At 63.2% G+C, this 19,072-nt stretch carries 22 protein-coding genes and 1 tRNA gene; 6 read left to right on the plus strand and 17 right to left on the minus strand.

The features are described from left to right. Positions 1-23: 23 nt before the first annotated feature. Both HWX69_RS13390 and HWX69_RS13395 read right to left on the minus strand, forming a co-directional pair. Positions 24-995: a beta-ribofuranosylaminobenzene 5'-phosphate synthase family protein gene (locus tag HWX69_RS13390; RefSeq protein WP_178917585.1), complete on the minus strand. Its 972-nt coding sequence runs from the start codon at positions 993-995 to the stop codon at positions 24-26. Between the two features lie 58 nt (positions 996-1,053). Then, positions 1,054-1,194: a rubrerythrin-like domain-containing protein gene (locus tag HWX69_RS13395; RefSeq protein WP_178917586.1), complete on the minus strand. Its 141-nt coding sequence runs from the start codon at positions 1,192-1,194 to the stop codon at positions 1,054-1,056. A gap of 192 nt (positions 1,195-1,386) precedes the next feature. Here HWX69_RS13395 and ilvD point away from each other — a divergent pair, with 192 nt between their 5' ends. Beyond that, positions 1,387-3,144 carry a dihydroxy-acid dehydratase gene (gene ilvD, locus HWX69_RS13400; protein WP_178917587.1) on the plus strand — a complete coding sequence of 586 codons (1,758 nt, stop codon included), beginning with the start codon at positions 1,387-1,389 and terminating at the stop codon, positions 3,142-3,144. Between the two features lie 228 nt (positions 3,145-3,372). On the opposite strand, the gene HWX69_RS18305 is transcribed toward ilvD, so the two are convergent. From HWX69_RS18305 to HWX69_RS13425, 5 genes are all read right to left on the minus strand, one after another. Next, on the minus strand, positions 3,373-4,023 hold the full coding sequence (locus HWX69_RS18305; RefSeq protein ID WP_178917588.1) for a DUF2391 family protein: 651 nt from the start codon (positions 4,021-4,023) through the stop codon (positions 3,373-3,375). Positions 4,024-4,084: 61 nt separating this feature from the next. Further along, positions 4,085-4,450: a hypothetical protein gene (locus tag HWX69_RS13410; RefSeq protein WP_178917589.1), complete on the minus strand. Its 366-nt coding sequence runs from the start codon at positions 4,448-4,450 to the stop codon at positions 4,085-4,087. An 85-nt stretch (positions 4,451-4,535) separates the two neighbouring features. Continuing rightward, positions 4,536-5,045, minus strand: coding sequence for a universal stress protein (locus tag HWX69_RS13415; RefSeq protein ID WP_178917590.1), 510 nt, complete (start codon positions 5,043-5,045; stop codon positions 4,536-4,538). A 96-nt stretch (positions 5,046-5,141) separates the two neighbouring features. Further along, the gene (locus HWX69_RS13420) at positions 5,142-6,086 is read right to left on the minus strand and encodes a DUF5995 family protein (RefSeq protein WP_178917591.1); all 945 of its coding nucleotides are present in this window, start codon (positions 6,084-6,086) and stop codon (positions 5,142-5,144) included. Further along, on the minus strand, positions 6,083-6,448 hold the full coding sequence (locus HWX69_RS13425) for a cupin domain-containing protein (protein ID WP_178917592.1): 366 nt from the start codon (positions 6,446-6,448) through the stop codon (positions 6,083-6,085). The genes HWX69_RS13420 and HWX69_RS13425 overlap by 4 nt, the downstream gene beginning before the upstream one ends. A gap of 629 nt (positions 6,449-7,077) precedes the next feature. Here HWX69_RS13425 and HWX69_RS13430 point away from each other — a divergent pair. Then, positions 7,078-7,236: a hypothetical protein gene (locus tag HWX69_RS13430; RefSeq protein WP_178917593.1), complete on the plus strand. Its 159-nt coding sequence runs from the start codon at positions 7,078-7,080 to the stop codon at positions 7,234-7,236. A gap of 299 nt (positions 7,237-7,535) precedes the next feature. Here the strand turns inward: HWX69_RS13430 and HWX69_RS13435 are convergent, their stop codons facing one another. The 7 genes from HWX69_RS13435 to HWX69_RS13465 form a co-directional block, all read right to left on the minus strand. Next, the gene (locus HWX69_RS13435; RefSeq protein ID WP_178917594.1) at positions 7,536-7,688 is read right to left on the minus strand and encodes a hypothetical protein; all 153 of its coding nucleotides are present in this window, start codon (positions 7,686-7,688) and stop codon (positions 7,536-7,538) included. Positions 7,689-7,867: 179 nt separating this feature from the next. Beyond that, positions 7,868-7,938: transfer RNA gene (locus HWX69_RS13440), tRNA-Pro, on the minus strand. 53 nt (positions 7,939-7,991) lie between these two features. Continuing rightward, the gene (locus HWX69_RS13445; RefSeq protein WP_178917595.1) at positions 7,992-8,870 is read right to left on the minus strand and encodes an RNA-guided pseudouridylation complex pseudouridine synthase subunit Cbf5; all 879 of its coding nucleotides are present in this window, start codon (positions 8,868-8,870) and stop codon (positions 7,992-7,994) included. A 2-nt stretch (positions 8,871-8,872) separates the two neighbouring features. Then, the gene (cmk, locus tag HWX69_RS13450) at positions 8,873-9,451 is read right to left on the minus strand and encodes a (d)CMP kinase (RefSeq protein ID WP_178917596.1); all 579 of its coding nucleotides are present in this window, start codon (positions 9,449-9,451) and stop codon (positions 8,873-8,875) included. A 93-nt stretch (positions 9,452-9,544) separates the two neighbouring features. Then, a complete protein-coding gene (locus HWX69_RS13455; protein ID WP_178917597.1) occupies positions 9,545-10,435 on the minus strand; it encodes a DUF106 domain-containing protein in 891 nt (296 codons plus the stop codon). Between the two features lie 96 nt (positions 10,436-10,531). Then, complete coding sequence (locus HWX69_RS13460) at positions 10,532-11,164, minus strand: adenylate kinase (protein WP_178917598.1); 633 nt, start codon at positions 11,162-11,164, stop codon at positions 10,532-10,534. A gap of 60 nt (positions 11,165-11,224) precedes the next feature. Next, entirely contained in the window at positions 11,225-11,851 is a 627-nt protein-coding gene (locus HWX69_RS13465; RefSeq protein WP_178917599.1) for a hypothetical protein, read from the minus strand. 178 nt (positions 11,852-12,029) lie between these two features. Here HWX69_RS13465 and HWX69_RS13470 point away from each other — a divergent pair, with 178 nt between their 5' ends. After that, positions 12,030-12,797: a CAP domain-containing protein gene (locus HWX69_RS13470; protein ID WP_178917600.1), complete on the plus strand. Its 768-nt coding sequence runs from the start codon at positions 12,030-12,032 to the stop codon at positions 12,795-12,797. A gap of 42 nt (positions 12,798-12,839) precedes the next feature. Here the strand turns inward: HWX69_RS13470 and HWX69_RS13475 are convergent, their stop codons facing one another. Next, positions 12,840-13,178, minus strand: a complete 339-nt coding sequence (locus HWX69_RS13475) for a hypothetical protein (RefSeq protein WP_178917601.1) — start codon at positions 13,176-13,178, stop codon at positions 12,840-12,842. 82 nt (positions 13,179-13,260) lie between these two features. Here HWX69_RS13475 and HWX69_RS13480 point away from each other — a divergent pair, with 82 nt between their 5' ends. From HWX69_RS13480 to HWX69_RS13490, 3 genes are read left to right on the plus strand one after another with little or no spacing between them, the layout of a single operon-like run. Beyond that, a complete protein-coding gene (locus HWX69_RS13480; RefSeq protein ID WP_178917602.1) occupies positions 13,261-13,620 on the plus strand; it encodes a hypothetical protein in 360 nt (119 codons plus the stop codon). 39 nt (positions 13,621-13,659) lie between these two features. After that, entirely contained in the window at positions 13,660-14,328 is a 669-nt protein-coding gene (locus HWX69_RS13485) for a potassium channel family protein (RefSeq protein ID WP_178917603.1), read from the plus strand. Continuing rightward, entirely contained in the window at positions 14,328-15,965 is a 1,638-nt protein-coding gene (locus HWX69_RS13490) for a TrkH family potassium uptake protein (protein ID WP_178917604.1), read from the plus strand. The genes HWX69_RS13485 and HWX69_RS13490 overlap by 1 nt, the downstream gene beginning before the upstream one ends. Positions 15,966-15,970: 5 nt before the next feature. Here the strand turns inward: HWX69_RS13490 and HWX69_RS13495 are convergent, their stop codons facing one another. Continuing rightward, a complete protein-coding gene (locus HWX69_RS13495; protein ID WP_178917605.1) occupies positions 15,971-17,503 on the minus strand; it encodes a potassium transporter TrkG in 1,533 nt (510 codons plus the stop codon). Positions 17,504-17,568: 65 nt separating this feature from the next. Further along, a complete protein-coding gene (locus HWX69_RS13500; protein ID WP_178917606.1) occupies positions 17,569-19,071 on the minus strand; it encodes a TrkH family potassium uptake protein in 1,503 nt (500 codons plus the stop codon). Between the last annotated feature and the right edge of the window lies 1 nt (position 19,072).

Here is a 19,072-nt window from a genome sequence, read left to right on the forward strand (position 1 = left end):
TCGGTCCCCCGGCTTTAAAGCGTTTAGTGGGTTTCGACGCGTGCGCCCACGTTTCGCGGTTCGACTACGCGCACGTCGCCGTCGATGCCCGTCTCCGCGAGTGCGGTTTCGGCGGCTTCTCGCGACGCCGTCGCCGAGTCGGCGTCGGTCACGCCGTAGACGGCCGGCCCCCACGAGGACTGGCCGACGCCCCGGAGTGCGGGCGTCTCGGCCAACTCGTCGATGAGGCGGCCGGCCGGCGGCCGGTACACCCCGCCCTGTTCGTCGGCGTACCACGCGCCGTTGAGTCGCCCGAAAGCGCCGACTGCATCGCCGAATGCAGCGAGTCGGCCCTCCGCGGCCGCCGGCAGGAGGCGGCGAACGAGCAGCGAGGCGAGTTCGTCGGCGACGGCCGGGTCGGCGTTCTCGACGACCGACCGCATGCTCTCGTCTTCGGTGGCGCCGCTGCGTCCGGGGTCGGCGTCGGGCAACACGAGAACGAACCGCCAGTCGTCGGGGAGGTCGTGGCGGGCGACGACCGCCGGCACCTCCCACTCGCCGGGGTCCGGCGGCGCCGTCGTGAATCGCTCGGTCGGATGGCCGGCATCGACGATGAACCCACCCGCTTCGAAGGCCGCGACGCCGACGCCGCTTCGGCCACCGCGTTCGAGTGCCGGCGCACGCGCCCGGATGTTCGGGTCGCGGTCATAAACGGTCGCGACGGCCGCGAGCGTCGCCAGCGTGAGTTGCGTTCCGCTCCCCAACCCGACATGTCGCGGGAGCGTCTCCTCGACCGTCAACTCGGTGCCCGGCACGTCGAGCACGTCACAGACCGCCTCGGCGTACTCCGTGACGACCGGGTCCTCACAGACGACTGCCTCGGCCCGCTCGGCTTCGATGACCACCCGTGGCTCGTCGAGGGCGACGCCGACGCCGCCGTAGAGCCGTTCGTGGGCCAGCGAGAGGTTTCCGAAGCCGACGTGGAGGCGAGCGCCGGCTTCGACACGGGCGCGCATGCCCTGTCGTTCGACGCTGGCCGGGTTGTGCGTTTCGACAGCGGCAGCGATTCACGCCTCAGAGGTCCCGGGACTGCGAGAGGTTCCACAGCTCGCCGCCGCAGGCCGTACAAACGAGCGATTCCGTGTGTTCGGTCCGCCGACCACAGTCGAAGCACTCGTACAGTTCGGTCCCCGATTTCTGCGTAGCTGGTCGCATATCCAACCGTGAGTTATGAGGTAGCTTAACTCACACCCTAATATTACTAGTAACGTACAGTCTAATTCCGTAAACAATGGACGTTCGGACATTTTTCACCGGTGAAAAGAGACCATATCCCGAGCGCGCAACAGCCTGCAAGAAGTGAGTCGATTGCTGGTCGTTAAGTCGGTCGACGGCAAGGGACTACATATGAGCCAACAGGAACCGCCGGAGCGGGCGGCCGGCGACGAGGAGAAGCCGGAGCATCTCCGCAGCCGTGAAGTCACCGAGGGCCCCGAACGCGCCCCACACCGTGCGATGTTCCGCGCGATGGGGTACGACGACGAGGACCTCGCCTCGCCGATGGTCGGCGTCGCCAACCCCGCAGCCGACATCACACCGTGTAACGTCCACCTCGACGACGTGGCGCAGTCGGCCGTCGACGGCGTCGACGGCGCCGGCGGCATGCCAATCGAGTTCGGCACCATCACCATCTCCGACGCCATCTCGATGGGGACCGAGGGGATGAAAGCCAGCCTCATCTCCCGGGAAGTCATCGCCGACTCCGTCGAGTTGGTCGCCTTCGGCGAGCGCATGGACGCCCTCGTGACGGTGGCCGGCTGTGACAAGAACCTCCCCGGCATGATGATGGCCTCCATCCGGACGGACCTCCCCTCCGTGTTCCTCTACGGCGGGTCCATCATGCCCGGCGAACACGACGGGCGAGAAATCACGATTCAGAACGTCTTCGAGGGCGTCGGCGCCGTCGCCTCCGGCGACATGAGCGAAGAGGAACTCGAGGAGATGGAACACCACGCCTGTCCCGGCGCCGGGTCCTGCGGTGGAATGTTCACCGCCAACACGATGGCTTCCATCAGCGAGGCGCTCGGAATGGCGCCGCTCGGGTCGGCCTCCCCGCCCGCCGAAGGCGACGAGCGCTACGAGGTCGCCGAACGCGCCGGCGAACTCGTCTTAGAGTGTGTCCAAGAGGACCGCAAGCCCTCCGACATCCTCACGAAGGAGTCCTTCGAGAACGCCATCGCCGTCCAAGTCGCGTTGGGCGGGTCGACCAACGGCGTCCTCCACGTCCTCGCGTTGGCCGCCGAGGCCGGCATCGACCTCGACATCACCGAATTCGACGAAATATCGAAGCGCACGCCGAAAATCGCCAACCTCCAGCCCGGCGGTACCCGCGTGATGAACGACCTCCACGAAATCGGCGGCGTGCCGGTCGTCATCCGGCGTCTACTGGAGGGCGGTTACATCCACGGCGACGCGATGACCGTCACCGGCCGCACCATCGAGGAGGAACTCGAATTGCTCGAAGAGACCGGCCACCTCCCCGACGACGATGACATCGAGGCGGATTTCCTCTACACCGTCGACGACCCAATTCACGAGGAGGGCGCCATCAAGATTCTCACCGGTAACCTCGCACCCGACGGCGCGGTGCTGAAGGTGACCGGCGACGACGCCTTCTTCCACGAGGGGCCGGCCCGCGTCTTCGAAGACGAGGAGTCGGCGATGAAGTACGTCCAGGAGGACCGCATCGAGTCCGGCGACGTCATCATCATCCGCAACGAGGGCCCGCAGGGAGGGCCCGGGATGCGGGAGATGCTCGGCGTGACCGCCGCCGTCGTCGGCGCCGGCCACGAGGACGACGTGGCGATGCTCACCGACGGCCGCTTCTCGGGGGCGACGCGCGGACCGATGATTGGCCACGCGGCCCCCGAGGCGTTCGTCGGCGGTCCCATCGGGGCCCTCGAAGATGGCGACCACGTCACCATCGACATCCCCGAACGGAGCATCGAGGTCGACCTCACCGACGAGGAACTCGAAGCGCGTCTCGAGGACTGGGAACAGCCCGAGCCCTCGTATCCGACCGGCGTGTTGGCGAAGTACGGCATGGCCTTCGGCTCTGCCGCCAACGGCGCGGTGACGAACCCCGGCGTGAAGCGCGACGACTGACGCTGAAATAGCATCCGCGAGGCGCGCACAGCGCGCCGAAGCGGTTTGCTCAAGAGAGCGCGGTGCGTTCTCTTGGCATGACGAAAGACGCCGGAGGCGTCTTTCGAACCACACTGCGCGACCCCAGGGAGCGCGGGACCGAGGCTCGACTGGAAGGAGAGCCGACGTGTCTTTTTCATCGAAGTTTTTGCCGGCGCGCTGTGCGCGCCGTGCAAAAAGTTCGTGGGTCTAAAACCGCCCCTCTTCGTCGCCGATACCCAGCCGTTCGCCGAGCTCTTCGAGTTCGTCGTTGATGTCGGTCCCTGACGATTCTCCGGGGAGGATATCGCCCAGTGCGGCCCCGAAGGAGGCGACCGTCCAGACCACGGAGATGCGAGCGAGAGCGACCGAGGGGTTGGCCCAGTCGATACGGCCCCACAGCGTCATCGTGAACGCGGCGGTGAGGAACGCGACGACGAGGACGCCGGCGAGTCGCCGTGGAACGAGGCCGAAGATGGGTCGGTTGACGATGACCTCACGGAAGTCCGCAAAGTACAGCAGAGAGATCGCCATCAGGACGACGAAGGTGGCGTTCACCAGAAACAACGCCGGCGTCGAAAGGAGATACGCAGCGATATCGAAGACGCCGTCTTCGACCAACATCGGAATCGAGATGATAATCGCGCCGACGGTGGCCTCCGCGATGTCGCGCCGCGTGAACTTCCGGATGGTCTCCGAGACGGACGGCTCCGGCAGACGGTCCACGAGAGAAATCACGTCACGGACCTCGCGGCGCTCGGCGTCGTCGTCGACTGTGGCTTCCAGCTCGGCGAGTTGCGAGCGGATCTCCCCGACTGCGACGTCTTCGAGGTCCGAGTCGCTCGACCCCTCGTTGCTCACGGCCGTACGTCGGCCGGCCGTTCGAAAAAGGTTGCGCGCGGTTGTACAGAGCCGCTGTCGTTCAGTCGTCGGGTTCGACAACCGTCGGGTCGTCGCCGTCGTCGCCGCGAACCGTCACGCTGTGTCTCGTGTGGCGGGCGTGAGTCTCTGCCCAGCGCCGCGCGGGCCGCTCCGAGAGGAACTCGTCGCCGTCGGGACACTGTCGGCAGGCGACGACCCACGGCGTCACTTCGTCGGGGAAGTGGCCAGTGTGACGTTTGTGGTCCAACGCGAACCGTTCGAGCGCCTGATTGCCGACGCGCAGGTCGTCGAGTTCGTATTCGAGGTCCCACTCCCGGCTACACTGGGTACACGACACGGTAGGCGTGTCGTCGATTTCGTCCGGACAGCCGACCTCGTCGGTGTCTCCATCGAATCCGTCGGGCACAACTGGCGTTACACATCCCCGTATATATGCACACAGATTCGTCGCCACGGATCGCCGAGACGTCCAAACGAAACCACGCCGACACTCAATCCGGGAGGTAGAAGTCGGACTTCGTGTGTCGGTGAGGGGAGGCGTTCTTCAGTTTCGCGATTTTCGCCGGACTCCGGTTGCGGACGATGACCACGTCGTAGGCTTCGTCGGTGGCGACGTTGCCGCCGACGCTCGAGACGCTCGTCACCAGGTGCCCGGCGTTGTCGCTGCCGATGAACACCATCGATACGTCCTCCTGTTTGGCTATCTGTCGGATTCGGGTCGAGATGGACCCCGACGGCGCGTACTTGTCGACCGTCTTGTGTCGGAAGTCCGCACTCGGCGCCAACGCCACGACCTGCTCGTGTAACTTCGAGACGATGGGCTGCATGGCGAAGGGCTCTTCCTCGCCGAGCCAGCCGCGTTTCCTCGCGTAGCCGGCGTTCCCCTTCGGAATGACGCTTACGGCCAATACGTCTTCGTCGAACACTACCGCGAACTCCGTCGCACGGACGAGCGCCGCCTCGGCGAGTTCGGACCCGTCGAACGGAACGAGGAGAGTCATACGCGAGTTCGGCGACGGGAGAGTGTTAAATGTCCGGTCACGGAGATTTCTAGCGACAGGCCCCGTCGAATCGCGTCGAAGCGTCTCGGGCGGCCATCACAGTATGCCGACGGTGGCTCGTGCTCGTCTCCGAAACACCGTGTCGAACGACGAAAGCGTCGTTCCTTCCGACTCGATGTCCCGGAGTCGCTCAGCTACCGTGGCGTCGAGACCCGGAGCGAGGATGGCCGAGGCCACGCCGGTGGCGATTGTTCGGGTCCGCCAGTCGACGTACCGGGTTGCCAGCCACGACGGCCAGTCAGCGAGTAAAACGGCGTTCCGCCACGCGAAGTGCCTGCTCCCCGCGAGACCCGAAAGCGAGAGTCGTTCGTCGAATTCCCCGAGAGCTGCATCAAGTTCGGAGATGCCCTCCGCACCGTACACCGAAGCGAGCGTCTCCTGAACCACGTCGGTGAGCCGTTCGAGAACATCGTTTATCCGGTCGTGGTCTGCCCGCTTCGCTTCGCGGTTCGGGTCGATAGCGACCTCCTCGAGAGCGTAGGTGAGGTCGTAGTTGATGTGGGCGTTGATGCCGAGAAGCGCATCCTGCGTGACGAGCGTCTCACCCCGGAGGGATGCGGCGAAGGCGATTCGCCACGGGCGGGGTACGGCACCGAACTCACGCCGCTCGAAGGCGAGAAGCGCCCGGCGGTAGTGTTCGGCGAACGTGACGAGGTACGCCCGGATCCACTCCGGATCCTCGAAGGCCGCCGAATCGATGCCCGCTCGAACGGCCTCCGTCATGGTGCGGTACACCGTGAGAAACACCGAGCGTCTGTCGCTTCGGTCCCGGAGATGTGCCGCCGCGTTCGCCAACCGTTCTGCAGCGTCGTCGACGGAGTCGAACGGCTCCGACAGGCGTTCGAGCAGCCTCTCGTCGGGCGGGGTTCCGGCGACGCTTCGGAGACGTGTTTCGGTGGCCGTCCGAATTTCGTGACGATAACTCGAAAGAAGCGCCCACAACTCTTCGATTACGGGTGCGTGGGTTCGTAGTGGACTCATTGATTCTGCGGTCGCCACTCCGAGGGGCTCCGTTCAGGGCGCTCGACGGCAACCGTTCCGTCGTTGTCGTCGTCTTTGACGACAATCGAGACGTGACCGAGCGGCGAGTTCGGTGCGGCGCCGTGCCAGTGTCTCTCCTCGGCAGGGATAGAGACGAGGTCGCCAGCGCCGACTTCGAGACGTTTCCCCCCGGACACTATCAGTCCCTCAACGCCGGTGACAGAGAGGAGTTGGCGAATCGTGTGTTCGTGTACCGCCGTTCGCTCACCCGGCCCGAAGAACACCTCGTTCGTCGACAGTCTCCTGTTCCCGTCGAAGGGGTCCTCGAATCCCGGCTTTACGTGCACCTGTGTCTCAAACACCGATCCGTCTCGTCGTTCCGCATCAGTTTCACTCAGCCGTACGACGTCCATGACAGATATACGCACACGCAACGATATACCTACCGCCGAGGGGGTATTAGGCGGTTGATAACAATCCGAGATGTTCCCGTTTCGCTCCGTATGTCCGTCTGGCTCGTACCTGCGTTCCTGCTGTGGGCGCTCGGCATCGCTCTCTTTTGGGCGGTGCTGTACGGCTACGGGGAACAACAGGGAACGCTCGACGGCTACTGAGGCGTCTACGCGATACCGTGTTGGGGGTTACAAACGAGATTGTCGTTACGACTACCGCGAAACACGGCCGTGCGGTTCGACCTATCTAATTAGCTTCTCTGGCGTTTCATCGTGGGCACTCCAGTATCACTATCGGAATCCGGGGGCGCTCCACCGCCCCCGGCTGACCATGAAGACCCGGAACCGCATCCCATCAGGACAACGCAAAGGGCATCGTTATTCGGTGTTTACCGGGGTCGTAGGGATGGCTTTCCAATGGCTCACCTCGACGGCTTTCGATGGACGAAATCGCGGTGACGTTGCGTCGTCGGGAACCACTGAGACGGAGAGCCATACGTTGTCCGGTGTTTTTGTGACTACGGGCCGACTGAGTGGTCATGGCCTCGAAGCCGCAGGTCCAATGTCCACTCTGCCATATTGAACTCGACGACTCGGAGCATCTCCAGGACCATCTGGTCGAGTCCCACTCCTCGAGCGAGCTGGCCGAGGCCATCGTCTCCCGGTGGGAGGCGACCGAATACGGCTACGACTCTTGAGGGGGTGTCGCGTGGCTGTGCCGCCGTCGATCCAGACCCCTTCGGTATGACTCGTCTCGCGGTCATCGGTGACCCCGTCGACATCATTGACTATGAACTGAGGTCCCCTCCCTTCGGCTCTTATGTGGTTTTCAACTGTGTGGATTCCGTGGTGCAGAATTCCTCCCATTCGATTACAATGATTGTCGAGTCACCGTGGCCAGCGATGGTCATGTCGAGGCGGAGCTCAACTGAGGGGGCGGTCGCTGCTGGAATCGATGTTACGGTTGGTCAGAAAAGCGACGTTGATTTGGTGGTCGCTACGCCGGCCGCTCACCTGACCGAATATTCGTCAGCGTGAGCGTCCACACGGCCCTGCAGTTCGAGCACTCCAATTTCACGTTCTTCGTCTCCTTCCCCCGCGTAAACTCAGAGATATCGTGGCCGCAGTCACACGAGAATTCAACCTCCATACGAAGAAATCGTAGGAAACCTACAAAAGGTTTGATATGGTGTGATATTACGGGTTAATACCGAAGTGCCACCGGCCATATTCGCTGTTGAGGTCGATGCTGGGCGGTGGAATTTAGAGAGAATTTTGAACGGAGAGGTAGCTAAGCGTCCACTAATCTAGCAGTTAGATAATATGTAGTGGGACCGCCGTGATTCGAACACGGGTCCAACGGACCCCATCCGCAGAGGATACCACTACCCCACGGTCCCTTGCATTTCGACGGAGGGCGCACCGGCCTTTAACCTCTTCGTTTCGATTCGGCCTACACGAGGACGCGTTCCAGTTCGACCACCTCACCGCTGTCGGCGTCGGGGTCGCCGAGGAGATGCCCGAGACACACCGCTGCGCCGTCAGGCGTGTAGCAGACGACCAACGTGTCGTCGTCGGCTCCATCGAGGTTCGCGTCGATAACGCCGGGTGCGTACACCGGCGCGCCGTTTGCGATTTCGCGTGCCGCGGAGGGGGCGACGGTCACCGAAGGGAGGAATTCCAGCGCCCGTTCGGCCGGTTGAACGACCTCCCGTAGCAGTTCGGCGTCGTCGTTCTCACGCCAGAAGGCGAGGCCGTCGGCGAAATCCTGCAGCGTGGCGAGCGTCCGGTCGTCGAAGGTGCCGGTTTTCGTCCGCCGGAGGTCGCCCATGTGGGCGCCGGTGCCCAACGCGAGGCCCAGGTCGTGACACAGTTTTCGGATGTAGGTCCCGCTTTCGCACTCGACGTCGAGTAAGACACGTCTGCCGTCGACTTCGAGCGCGTCGAGGCGGTGAATCGTCCGGACTCGAAGCCGTCGAGCGACGGCCGATTTTCTCGGCGGCTTCTGGTACAGCGGCCCCTCGAACTCTTCGAGAGTCGATTCGAGATCGTTCGGCGCCGCTGCATGCAGTTCCAGCACCGAGACGTACCCCTTCCGGCTGTCGTCGAACACCTGTGCGGCACGCGTAGCCGTCCCGGTCAGGATGGGGAGACAGCCGGTGACTTTGGGGTCGAGCGTCCCCGCGTGGGCCGCCTGTCCAACATCGGCCATATCCCGGACCCAGGCGGCGACCTGGTGGGCCGACGGTCCCGGTGGCTTATCGAGGTTGATGACGCCGAACTCGAGCAGCGTCGCCGGGTCACGGTCGTCGGGCGGCCCACGTTCCTCCATGTTCAGAACTCGTAGCGGACGTTCTCGACGGGTGCTTTCCCCTCGTCGCTCTCGACGTCGTAGGACTCCAGCGTCGTGAGTACGACGTTGAGGACGCCCTCCGGCGAGAGGCGGGCGGTGTTGAGCGCGAGGTCGTAGATGCCGAGTTCGTCGATGTCGATATTGTAGTACTCCCGATACCGGAGTGCCTCGCTGTCGCCGCGTTCCTTCGTCTCCGTGCGTGCGAGTTCGACGGATTTGTCCTCGCGGTCGGCGATGCGCTCGGCGCGAATCGACAACGGCGCATCGAGCCACACCCGGAAGTCGGCGTGTCCGCCGGCCATCCAGCCGGCCAGCCGGGATTCGAGGACCACGTCGTCTCGCTCTTCGGCGATTTCCCGCTGCCGACGGTCGAGGTCGCGGTCTATCTGGTCGTCCTCCTCGGCGAGTTTGTTCAACTCCAGCGGCGTGAGGCCGCGGTCGGCGGCCAACTCCCGGAAGATGTCACCACCGCTTACGTGTTCGTATCCGAGTGCCTCGGCCAGGGAGGCAGCGGCCGTACTCTTCCCGCTGCCCGCGGGGCCGGAGATGGTCACTAACATATCAGTACTCCGCCGCTGTGACTGAAAGAGGTTACCCTTCGGGGCGGCCGATGCGGGGGCGGAACCGGGGCGGCAGTGAAAAACGAGACCGGGTTACGTCGGGGTCGTCTGGATGTTCAGCGCTTTGCGGATGACCTGCGTGAAGCACATCGAGCAGACGAAGTACCAGACGATCCACGCCTGAATCGGTCCGACGAAGCCCTGGGTCCACTCCACTTGCCCGACGATTGGCATCACCATCGTCGCGAGTTCGTAGTGTTCCGGCCCACCGCGGAAGCCGATAGCCCAGTACATCCACAGGAACACCGGAATGGTGAGCAGCATAATCCACACCATCGGGCGGAACTGCTCTTTGAACATGCCCATGTTGTCGGCCATCGCCTCCATCTGTTCGTCTTGGATACGTTCGAGTTCCTCGTCGTCGCCGCGTTCTTTGGCCGCCTTGCGCTTGTCCTGGATGTCCTTCATCCGCTGTTGGTACTCGCCCATCAGTTCCATGTCCATGAGGTTCGCCTGCAACAGCGTCGAGTATAGCCCCGTAAACAGCGACAAAATCATCACGACCGCGAAGAACGGGAGGATATCGAGCAGCGGCCCCAGGAGGATATCGAGCGTACTCGCAAGTGGGTCTCGGACGGACTGGAAGGTGTAGCCGGCGAACATCGACACCGAGCCGACGGCGGCGAGTTTGTCCCACTTCGTCCACGAGGAGCCCTCGTCGGGGGCGTCCGGTATCTCGAGGTCGTCGTCTTCGAGCGCCTCCCGCACCGCGTCGGGATTTTCGAGGTCGAACCCTTCGCCGTCGGAGTCGACGAGGACGCCCTTCTCGATGAGCCGTCCCCACTGTCCGCTCGTGAGTTCGTCGGAGACGTCGCCCCACGAGACCGTCCCCTCGTCGGCGCGTTCGAGGACGTACTCGATGGCGGACTCCATCTCGGGGTCCTCCCGGACGAGTTCCTGTACTTTCGATGCCGTGCGTGCCATTACCCTCCCTAGTCAAGGACGGGTAATCAACCTTTTACCTTGGCGGCGCGCTCGACTCGGCGAGCAGACGGACCGCGAAAAGAGGTTCCCCGCCGTTCAAACGGCGTCTTCGATGGCTGCCTGCAGGTCAGCCCACACTTCGTCGGGCGTACCCTCGCCGTCGATGCGGACGAGTTCGCCCTCGTCGTCGTAGTAGTCGATGACCGGCTGGGTGTTCTCGTCGAAGACGTTGAGGCGCTCCTTGACGGTCTCCTCGTTGTCGTCGTCGCGCTGGATGAGTTCGCCACCGCACTCGTCACAGACGCCTTCCTCCTCGGGCGGGCTGAACTCGACGTGGTAGTTCGCGCCACACTCCGAACAGACGCGTCGACCGGTGAGTCGGTCGACGAGTTCCCCATGGTCGACGTCCAGCAGGGCGACCAAATCGAGGTCGGTGATGTCGTCGAGGTACTCCGCCTGCGAGAGGTTCCGCGGGTAGCCATCGAGGACGAAGCCGTCGGCGTCCTCCAGTGCCGCCTGGACGATTTCGTTGACGACCGGGTCCGGAACGAGTTCGCCCGCCTCCATGAACGACCGCGGCGTCCCGTGTTCGGTCTCCATGTCCTTGTTGGCTCGGAGCGCATCGCCGGTGGTGACGTGGTCGACATCGTAGGTCTCGGCGATGTTCTTCGACTGCGTTCCCTTACCGGCCCCCGGCGGCCCGAGCAGCAGAATCTTCGGCTGGCTCATACTGGCGCTTTTACCCCTCCAGTAAAAGGCTTGTCTGAATCGTCTCGGTGTCGCCCCCGTTCAGGTCTCGGCGGTGAGGCCGAACTGTACGCGCATCGTCCCCGACTCGTCGGAGTCCTGCTGTGGAATCGACGGAAAGGCTCGCTGGAAGTCGTCGCCTTCACGCCACGAGAAGTTGTCTAGTGCGACCCAGTAGTCGCCGCGTGAGAGGTCGGTCGTGAGGTCGTCGAGGTTCAGAACGTAGAAGGCGCTACCCGAATCGACGTAGCGAGCGCGGTCGTTCCGGAGATACGCCCGGTACTCCCGTTCGTCGTCGAAGAGGATGACGTCGATGGGTGGTCCGGAGCGAACGATGAGGTCGATACTGACGGTGACCGGTGAATCGAAGGAGAGGCTCCACGTCTTGCGCTCGCCGGCCGGCAAGACGAACTTCTCGTAGATGCGGTCGACCTGTTCGACGGACTGTGTGCGAGATTCGGCCGTGTCCGTCGAGCGACTCACCGACTCCGTCGGCGTCGCCGAATCGGTCGGTTCGGGCGTCGCAGTCGCCCTCGATTCCGTCGGTGTCGAATCCGGGGTCCGCTGGGAGCCGGCGTCGTTCCCGAACTGTCCCGTCTGACACCCCGCCAGCAATCCCGACCCCAGCGCTCCGACCGCGGCCAGCACGGAGCGACGACTTCTAGTCATTTTCGTGTCATTCATTCGCGGGCCATATGAAACATGTGGTAGGGACGGCCATCGAACCGGCTGCATCCACCGGTTTACCGCCGAAGGCGAACCAAATATTTAAGCGACTATCATAACAACACGCCGTAAGGTTCGACGGAGGAGTGGGCCGCCGCCGACTCCGGACGTAGCTCGAATAATGGGACGGAGAAACAAACTGGCGTTGCTCGCAGTGGCACTCGTGGGTGGTATCGTGTTGTTCGCCGTCGGTGCGCCGGGGGCAGTTCCCGGACTGGGTGAGTCGCCGACGATGGGCGACCCCGGCGAGTCGACGCCACAAAACGGGAGCGTCGGTACCGCCGACGAGACGCCGACGGAGACGCCCACTACCACAGCCACGGCGGCGCCGACGCCAACCGTCACGCCGACTGAGGCACCGACGGAGACGCCCACTGCCACACCGACCGCCACGCCGCAACCGCCGCGCGATATCGACACCGCTGCGGTCGTCAAGTCGATACAACGGGAGTTGGCGCTGTATCGGAACTACTACGCGAACGTCGGCCCCACGCCACAGAGCTACTACGACGCGTCGCTGTCGACGACCGGCACGATTCCGTCGAAACTCGAGCAGGCGGCGTCGGCCCACAGCGAGCGGATGGCTGCCGAACGGACGGTGAGCCACGAGGCCGGCGGAATCGGAACCAGAGCGCGACTCGAAGCGGTCGGCCTCGATTCCTGTCGAGTCGAACACAGCGGAACCCTCCTCTCCGGGAAACAACTCGAAGGGCTGTACAGCGTCGACATCGGTGAACACTCCGAGGCGGAGTTGGGCCAACGAATCGCCGACGGGCTAATGGACGACGACCACGCCCGCCGAGTGCTGTTGGCAGACGGTGCGGAATATCTCGGTGTCGGCGTGACCACCGCCGACGGCCGGGCCTACGCGACGGTCCTCGTCTGCTGACGAAACGACGTTCGTCACGCGTTAGCCGACGGAACAGCCCCGTCAGGCCAGTTCTACGAGAAGACGGTCCACCGTAGCTTCGTCCGCGAAATCGTACTCGACTTCGTCGAGGCTGGCCTCGAACCGGAGTCGGGTGCCGTCACCGGTCGCTCGGGCATCGTGAATCCGTTCCCGCCTGTGCCCTTCGACCGACCAGTCGAGGCCGACGTGGCGTATCTCCAGCACTCGGTCGGTCGTCACGACGACACGGGTACACCACCGCGCGAGCAGTCCGTCGATCGCCCGCCCTCCGACGACGAACGCCTCTTCGGCCATCAGTACGTCGTCGAGACGCGAGCGAGTGCGGTCGTCGAGGTCCTCGAAACGTTCGTACAGCGACACAACCGACCCACGAAGCACGGGTAAAAAACGGTGACGGACCACCGAGCGTCGCCTTCATACCGCGGCGCGCCGACGGTCCGGTATGTCACCCCAGGCGACGACGCCCGAAGACAGGCGCCGACTGGTCGTCGAGGCCATCGTCGCCCACCGACGGGAGGGCGGCGCCCCCGTCGTGTTCGAGGCAGCCGGCCATCGCGTCGAGTACGACGACCGGCGGCTCCGGCTGGAACTCGACGCCGACGAGCGCGACCGTCTCGACGCGTTGCTGTCGGCGTATCACGTGTTCAAAATCAAACAGCCCGATACCCGGAAGGCCGACGACGAAGTCGTCTATCTCTCGGCGGTCACCGACCCGAAACACGCCGCCGATTTCGTCGAGTCGCTGTTTCGAGACCTCTACGGTGCCGACGAGGGGTACGAACTCGAAATCCGACGACCGTAACGGTACCTTTTCGTGAGTACCCGGTGAACCCGACGACGAATGTACGTCGTCATCGTCGGGGCAGGTGATATCGGAATCCCACTCATCGAAATCGCGACATCGGGTGGAAACGAAGTCGTCGTCATCGAGAACGACGACGAGCGTGCCGAGCGTGCCGCCAGCCAGTTCGACTGCCTCGTTCTCAACGCCGATGCGACAGTCAAGGAGACACTCGCCGACGCCGGACTCGACAGAGCGGATGCAGTCATTTCGACGACCGACCAAGACGCGACGAACATCATGGTGTGTCTCCTCTCCCAGGAGTTCGACGTACCGCAAATCGTCTCCGTGGTCCACAACCCCAACCACATGAACATCTTCCGGCAAATCGGCGTGAACACGATGCAGAACCCCCAACGGCTCATCGCCGAGTACCTCTATCGGGCCGTTCGCCGACCGTCCGTCGTCGACTACATGCACATCGGCGAGGAGGCCGAAGTGTTCGAAGTCGCCGTCGAAGAAGGCGCCCCGATAGTCGGACTGACGATTTCCGAGGCGGCTGAGGAAGGGTTACTGGGCGATGAAATGCTCATAGTCGCCATCGAACGGGACGATAACGAACGGCCGATTACACCCCGAGGGAACACCCGAATCGAAAGCGGAGACATGGTGACAGCGTACTCCGGGACGGGGATTACCGAGTCCGTCCTCGACGTCTTCCTCTCATAATGGAGCGGACACGAACGCAGGACCTCGCGACGATTGCGCGTGACATCGGGTCGCTGCTGCTGATAGAGGCCCTCGTGATGACGGTCAGCCTCGGTGTCGCCATCGCCTTCCGAGAGTGGTACGCTGCGCTTGCGTTTCTCGTCTCCGGTGGTTTGACAGCCGGCATCGGCGGGTTCGCACGGTGGCGGTTCCTCGACGCGCCAGCCCCCCTGATGAAACACGGGATGGTAATCGCGGCTGCCGGGTGGTTCTGTACGGCGGTACTCGGCGCGTTGCCGTTCTTGTTGACCGCACACTTCACCCCACCGGCCGTCGCAGCGGCGACAGCAAACGCCGCCGGGTTCGAGGCGTCGAGTCTTCGGCACTTCCGGCATCCGCTACACGCCCTCTTCGAATCGATGAGCGGGTGGACGGGGAGCGGCCTCACGATGGCCGTCCACGAACCGACCCTTCCGCGTGCGATTCAATGGTGGCGCACCGTCATCCAGTGGGTCGGCGGTGTCGGGGTCATCGTTCTCACGGTCGCCATCCTCGCACGCCCGGGCAGCGGGAGTTACACGCTGTATCAGAGCGAAACTCGAGAGCGGAAGATTCACCCGAGCGTCGTCTCGACGGTCCGAACCGTCTGGAAGATCTTCTTTGCGTACACCGTCGTTTCCATCATCGTCCTCTTTATTGCACTTCGAATGAGCGACTACGGGCGTTCCCTGCCGCTGTTCGAGGTGGGTTGGCAGGCCCTGAATCACGCGATGACAGGACTCGCGACAGGAGGTTTCAGCGTCACCGACAACTCCATCGGGACGTACAACTCACCGCTCGTCGAAGCCGTTCTCCTCCCGGTGATGACCCTCGGTGCCATCGCGTTCCCGATTCATTTTGCCGTTCTTTCGAACCGTGACCTCGGAGGGTTGATTTCCGACATCCAGACCCGATGGCTGTTCGTCCTGCTGGGCGTCGGTGTGGCCGCACTGTCGATTCAGAACCTCTTGTTCGTCGGTGAGACGGGCGTACTCGGGAACGCGGTGCCGGTCCCCGAGATACTCGCCCAACACGTAACGACGGCGGAGGCCGACGCCGTTCGGGACGGAACGTTCCAGTTCATCAGCGCGCTGACCTGTACCGGGTTCCAGTCCTCGCCAATCGTCAACTGGAGCGACGGCGGAAAACTCATCGTTTCGGGAGCGATGGTCGTCGGCGGAGCGGCGGGGTCGACCGTCGGCGGCATCAAGATCATTCGCGCGTACGTCATCGCGAAGGGCATCAAGTGGCAGTTCTCTCGGGTGTTTCTCCCCTCGACCGCGGTTGCGACGGCGAAAGTGGGAGACCGAACGCTCACGCGCCAGCAGATGGACCGAGAGTTCAGCGAAGCCGCCATCGTCGGTGTCCTCTGGATATCACTCTTGGCCGCATCGAGTATCGTCCTGGTTAATCTCGCAGGGCCCGATTTCAGCTATGCCGATGCGCTCTTCGAGGTGGCAAGCGCACAGGGTAACGTCGGGTTGTCGACTGGTATCGTCGGCCCGTCGATGCACCCGCTGGCCGAAGCGATGTTCGTTCTCAACATGTGGATTGGCCGCCTCGAAATCATCCCGGTTTTGGTGTTCGGACGAGCGCTCATCTACGGTCTACGACCCTGAATCACTCACTCCCGCGTGATGCCGATGAACAGCGCCAACACGGGGACGATTTCGAGACGCCCGACCCACATCAGGACGACCATCAAGAGCTTCGACGACCGCGGGAATTCGAGATAGCTGCCGAAAGGACCGAGTGACCCGAATCCCGGACCGATGTTTCCGAGCGTCGCGATGGACGCGCTGAGCGCCTCCAGCGTCGTGATATCGTAGCCGATTCTGTGGGCGTCCAACGAGATGACCACCGTCGCGACCCCAAACAGGAGTAGATATAGGAGTGTAAACGACACCACGCCTCGAACGGCGTCTTCGTCGACGACGTTGCCCCCGAGCCGAATCGGCTCGACGATGCTCGGCCGGGCCGTTTTGTATAGTTCTCGACGAATCGATTTGATGACGACGAGCCAGCGAACGACTTTGACGCCACCGCCGGTCGAACCCGCAGACCCACCGATGAACATCGCGAACAGGAGCACCATCTGTGCGTTGCTATCCCACTGAGCGAAGTCGCTCGTTGCGTATCCGGTCGAGTTCAACAAGGAGACGACTTGGAACGTCGCTTGTCGAAGCGAGTTCTCGGCGACACCCTCCGTCGCCCCACCGAGGTCGAGAACCGGTGCGGTCCCGGAGAACAACAAGGCCGTCAATACGGCCGTCACCGCAGCGATACTTCCGGCATACCACCTGAACTCGGGATTACCGGTCAGTTCGTCGATTTCACCTTTGAGAACGTGCCAGAACAGCGCGAAGTTGACACCCGCGACGAACATGAAGGGGATAACGACCCACTGAACGGCAGCCGAAAACGCCGCGATGCTGTCGGCTTCGGGTGAGAATCCACCGGTCGGTAGCGTCGTAAAGCCGTGTGCGACGGCGTTGTAAAACGTCATATTCGGGGCCAGATTGGCTAGATGCAACCCGTAAAGCAACAGCACGTAGACGACAGTGAATCCGAGATACACCAACCAGAGTGCGCGCGCTGTTTCCGCGATTCGGGGCGTTAGCTTCTGTAGCTCCGGGCCCGGCGCCTCCGACTGCATCAGTTGGGCCCCGTTGACAGCCAACTCCGGAAGGATGGCAATCATCAGGACGATGATTCCCATCCCACCCAGCCACTGAGTGAGCTGTCGCCACATCAGCAACGCATGGGAGTGTTGTTCGAAGCTTATCTCTCCCATGACCGTCGCCCCGGTCGTCGTGAAGCCCGACATCGATTCGAACAGCGCGTTCACCGGCATAGCAAGCGTGGATGATGTGCCGTAGCCAGCGAGTAGATACGGAACGGCGCCGATACCCGCGACGGCTAGCCAAGAAAAGGTAACGAGGGCGAGTGCCTCGGGGGCATTCACCTCGGGGTCCCTGTCGAGTCGTTCGAGCGCGAGACCGACGGACACCGTGATGAGAATCGAGACGGCGAACACCCAGATGTCCTCACCGTAAATTACGGCCACGACGAGTGGAATGAGCATCGCCGCTGCGAGATACTTGACGACGCTCCCGACGAGGCTAAAACTCGTTCGCCAATGAACTCGAAATCTCACTGGACGACGACCTCCATTACGCGTCCCGTCTCACCGCCGATGTAATAAACAGGCGGATTCGTTTCTCAGGAGGTCCAAAACGCTTTCGTGAACAGCACCAAGACGGGGATGATTTCGATCCGGCCAATCCACATCATCACGACCATCACCATTCGCGTCGACCGGGGGAAGGTCGCGTAGGTACCGTAGGGACCGGCATCGCCGAACGCCGGCCCGATGTTGAGAAACGTCGATGCCGCTGCTCCGAGCGCCTCGAACTCCGTGACTTCGATTGGTGCGCGCGTTCCGTCGACGACGATGAACACCGCGAGCAGCGTGAAGATGACGATGCTCAAAAGCAGGTACGCGTAGATGTCGCGAATCGTCTCCTCCTCGACGGGGTTGCCCGAGACTCGAACCGGTCGAACCGCTTCCGGGTGGATGCTGGTGAAGAGGTTGCGCTTGAACGCCTTCAGCGCGACGAGCCACCGGAGCGACTTGATGGAACAGGTCGTCGACCCGACCATCCCGCCGATGAACATACAGAGGAACAGGACGTGTTTGGCGGCCGGCGACCACAACTCGAAGTCAGCACTCGCATACCCCGTCGTCGTCACGATGGAGGCGACGTTGAACACCGCATGCCGAATCGTCGCCTCCGTGCCGAAGGGGACGGTCGGGTCGACTGCCAGCGCCACGCCGACGAGGGCGCTCCCGGTCGCGACGACGCCGAGATAGAAGTGAAACTCCTCGTTTCTGAGCAATCGCATCGGTTCGCCGTTGATGGCGAAGTACAACAGGACGAAACTCGTCGACCCGACGAGCATGAACGGGATGACGGCCCACTGAACGACCGGCGAGAACGCGCCGATGCTGTCGGGTTCCGGCGAGAACCCCGCCGTCGATACCGAGGTGAGCGCGTGGGCGACGGCGTTGTAAAACCCCATGTTCGGCGCGAGATTCAGCAGGTGGAGCCCGTAGTACACCGCGACGGCCAGCAGCGTCAAGCCGATGTACAGCCCCCAGATGAGCTGTGCCGTCGCGGCGATACGCGGCGTGAGTTTGTTGACGTTCCGCGTCTGGGTTTCGGTCTCCATCAGTTGGGCACCACCGACGCCGAGTTCCGACAGTATCGCCGTCGCGAGGACGAGGATGCCGAGGCCGCCGAGCCACTGGAGCACCTGCCGCCACATGAGTATCGACCGCGAGTGAATCGAGAAGTCCCGCAGGACGGTCGCTCCCGTGGTCGTCAGCCCGCTCATCGCCTCGAACATGGCGTCGACCGGATGGGCGATGATGCCGACGCCGGCGACGAAAAACGGGACGGCCCCGACCGCGGCGACGAGGAACCAAATCAGCGCGACGGCGAGAAACGCCTCCCGCGGTCCGAGTTCACCGGGTTCCCCCGGCAGCCCCCGCAACGAGCCGCCGAGGACGACGGTTACGGCGATGGCCGCGAGGAACGGAACCATCGGTTCACCGTAGTAGACGGCGACGAGAAGCGGGAAACACAGCGGCCCGGCGAGATACAGCAGTATCCGGCCGGTCAAATCGAGGCTGGCCCGCCAATCGACTCGGATGACGGCCATA

Source organism: Natronomonas gomsonensis (assembly GCF_013391635.1).
In the GTDB taxonomy this organism is placed as follows: Archaea; Halobacteriota; Halobacteria; order Halobacteriales; family Haloarculaceae; genus Natronomonas; species Natronomonas gomsonensis_A.

Coding starts and splice junctions, on each gene's coding strand:
- HWX69_RS13460 (WP_178917598.1), bottom strand. CDS start 11,164: ATGAGCCAGCCGAAGATTCTGCTGCTCGGGCCGCCGGGGGCCGGTAAG.
- HWX69_RS13465 (WP_178917599.1), bottom strand. CDS start 11,851: ATGACTAGAAGTCGTCGCTCCGTGCTGGCCGCGGTCGGAGCGCTGGGG.
- HWX69_RS13445 (WP_178917595.1), bottom strand. CDS start 8,870: ATGGAGGAACGTGGGCCGCCCGACGACCGTGACCCGGCGACGCTGCTC.
- HWX69_RS13430 (WP_178917593.1), top strand. CDS start 7,078: ATGGCCTCGAAGCCGCAGGTCCAATGTCCACTCTGCCATATTGAACTC.
- cmk (WP_178917596.1), bottom strand. CDS start 9,451: ATGTTAGTGACCATCTCCGGCCCCGCGGGCAGCGGGAAGAGTACGGCC.
- HWX69_RS13420 (WP_178917591.1), bottom strand. CDS start 6,086: ATGAGTCCACTACGAACCCACGCACCCGTAATCGAAGAGTTGTGGGCG.
- HWX69_RS13480 (WP_178917602.1), top strand. CDS start 13,261: ATGTCACCCCAGGCGACGACGCCCGAAGACAGGCGCCGACTGGTCGTC.
- HWX69_RS13455 (WP_178917597.1), bottom strand. CDS start 10,435: ATGGCACGCACGGCATCGAAAGTACAGGAACTCGTCCGGGAGGACCCC.
- HWX69_RS13390 (WP_178917585.1), bottom strand. CDS start 995: ATGCGCGCCCGTGTCGAAGCCGGCGCTCGCCTCCACGTCGGCTTCGGA.
- ilvD (WP_178917587.1), top strand. CDS start 1,387: ATGAGCCAACAGGAACCGCCGGAGCGGGCGGCCGGCGACGAGGAGAAG.
- HWX69_RS13415 (WP_178917590.1), bottom strand. CDS start 5,045: ATGACTCTCCTCGTTCCGTTCGACGGGTCCGAACTCGCCGAGGCGGCG.
- HWX69_RS13435 (WP_178917594.1), bottom strand. CDS start 7,688: ATGGAGGTTGAATTCTCGTGTGACTGCGGCCACGATATCTCTGAGTTT.
- HWX69_RS13485 (WP_178917603.1), top strand. CDS start 13,660: ATGTACGTCGTCATCGTCGGGGCAGGTGATATCGGAATCCCACTCATC.
- HWX69_RS13490 (WP_178917604.1), top strand. CDS start 14,328: ATGGAGCGGACACGAACGCAGGACCTCGCGACGATTGCGCGTGACATC.
- HWX69_RS13470 (WP_178917600.1), top strand. CDS start 12,030: ATGGGACGGAGAAACAAACTGGCGTTGCTCGCAGTGGCACTCGTGGGT.
- HWX69_RS13500 (WP_178917606.1), bottom strand. CDS start 19,071: ATGGCCGTCATCCGAGTCGATTGGCGGGCCAGCCTCGATTTGACCGGC.
- HWX69_RS13395 (WP_178917586.1), bottom strand. CDS start 1,194: ATGCGACCAGCTACGCAGAAATCGGGGACCGAACTGTACGAGTGCTTC.